Source organism: Streptomyces sp. NPDC058955 (genome assembly GCF_042741435.1).
In the GTDB taxonomy this organism is placed as follows: Bacteria; Actinomycetota; Actinomycetes; order Streptomycetales; family Streptomycetaceae; genus Streptomyces.
In genome coordinates this window covers 1-1,975 of sequence record NZ_JBHYKM010000240.1, presented here as the reverse complement: position 1 = coordinate 1,975, position 1,975 = coordinate 1, and the positions used below count along the sequence as shown (strand labels likewise).

The 1,975-nt window shown below is 40.4% G+C and carries 2 protein-coding genes; one reads left to right on the top strand and one right to left on the bottom strand.

Annotated elements, in window-relative coordinates:
- Nucleotides 1-158 precede the first annotated feature (158 nt).
- Complete coding sequence (repM, locus tag ACFW1I_RS38320) at nucleotides 159-1,097, top strand: replication initiation protein RepM (protein WP_382934207.1); 939 nt, start codon at nucleotides 159-161, stop codon at nucleotides 1,095-1,097.
- 270 nt (nucleotides 1,098-1,367) lie between these two features.
- On the opposite strand, the gene ACFW1I_RS38315 is transcribed toward repM, so the two are convergent.
- The coding region (locus ACFW1I_RS38315) for a type IV secretion system protein (RefSeq protein WP_384678792.1) at nucleotides 1,368-1,975 on the bottom strand (608 nt) is incomplete at its 5' end.

The following is a 1,975-nucleotide window of genomic DNA, read 5'->3' as shown; positions in this document are numbered from 1 at the left end:
TTTCAGACTTTATATAGCAACGTTTATCTTGCAATATAGCAACGTTTATCTTGCAATATAGCAACGTTTATCTTGCAATATAGCAACGTTTATCTTGCATATTACAACATTGTTATATAATGTTGCTATAACAACAAAATTCGAATAAGTTGCTATGTATGAAAAAAGACCTAGTCGTTAAGGATAATGCGCTGATCAATGCCAGTTATAATTTAGACCTTGCAGAACAACGCCTAATCCTTTTAGCAATACTGGAGGCGAGGGAGTCTAATATCCCTAGTGACCGTGATTTAACTATCCATGCAGAAAGCTACATTAACCATTTCAATGTCCATAGAAACACCGCCTACAAAGTCTTAAAGGATGCTTGCAAAAACTTGTTTGAGCGTCGCTTTAGTTACCAAAAATTAACGGCTAAAGGCAATCTTGAGAATGTTATGAGCCGATGGGTACAGCGTGTGTCCTATGTTGAAAATGAAGCCCTTGTCCGTATCAGGTTTTCAGATGATGTTGTGCCACTGATCACCAACCTAGAGAAGCATTTCACCAGTTATGAACTGGAGCAGGTAAGTAGCCTAACGAGTGCCTATGCCATACGTTTATATGAACTACTAATTGCATGGCGTAGCACTGGGAAAGTATCAATGCTTGAAACTAAGGAATTGAGGTCAAGACTTGGTGTATTGGACACAGAGCATCAACGGATGGAATCGTTTAAAAGACGAGTATTAGAGCCTGATATTCAACAAATTAACGACCATACCGACATTAAGGCAGAATACGAGCAACATAAGCGAGGACGTTCAATCATTGGGTTTTCATTCAGCTTTAAACAGAAATCCAAGCCTAAAACAATCAACCATGAACGAGATCCAAGCACGGTTGATATGTTCTGCAACTTGTCAGACAGTCAGATAAATACTTATAGCTCAGTATTGTCTAAAGTCCACAGTATCAGCGACCTAGCAGGGAATAAGGACTATCAAGCATTTGCAATATGGATTGCCAATATTTTACGTGACCCGTCCAGTGTGCGAGAAGAAACGGCAAAACGCATATTCAAGGCATTGCGAACAGAAACAGATTTTAAAGGTTAAATGGGAGTATTACTAATGACTGATTTATCAAAACTAAGTGAAACCGAGCTATTAGCTATCTGGAATAAAGATAATTTTGGACTGAAAGGTCAACTATACAAACTAGAACAAGAGTACATCGAAGCCAAAGAAATATTGGATAACTGGCAGAATAAAGACCACCCACTTTATGAACGTCATCAAAGTTGTGTGGATGGTCTTATTACAAGGATTGAGCGTATAAAACAACAACTAAACAAATGCGAATAATCAGAAAAAATCTGTCTCGCCCTATGAGATAGTGTTTTCATCCTGATTGCTTTTAGATCGTTTTGACCGTAGCTCGTTTGCTTTATTCATCATCGAGCCAGCCATACGTCCACCAGTCGTAGAACCACTTAAACGACTACCAAGGTCACTTTTTAAAGCAGAACTCATATTCATGGCCATATTACCAGCCATAAAACCAGCTTTACCCATTGCACTCGATGGGCCTGTGCCAGTTGCTTGAGCCGTTTTAAGCTGTTCACTTGCCAACGCTCCAGCGCCTTTTGTAGCCATAGACGCACCAGCTGCACCAGCAGCAGCGCCAGCTGTCGCAGCAGCCACAGCACGTAGGGCAGAAGTTAAAGCAGCACCACTTCCAATAGATGAACCGTTAATCACACCTTGGAGCATATCAGGCACAATTTTGGTTAATGCCAGCAGTACCACACTACAGCCAATCATACCCACCAAACTTACATTGTCTTCAACATTAAAGCCCGTAGCCCACTCTTGGAGAAAAGTAAGTCCAAAACCTGCAATCAATTGTAAGATAAATATTTTTGCACCGACTGAAACAGCATATTGAATAGTTTTCAAGGCATAGTCTTTCGTCCATTGCGAACCTGCAAACC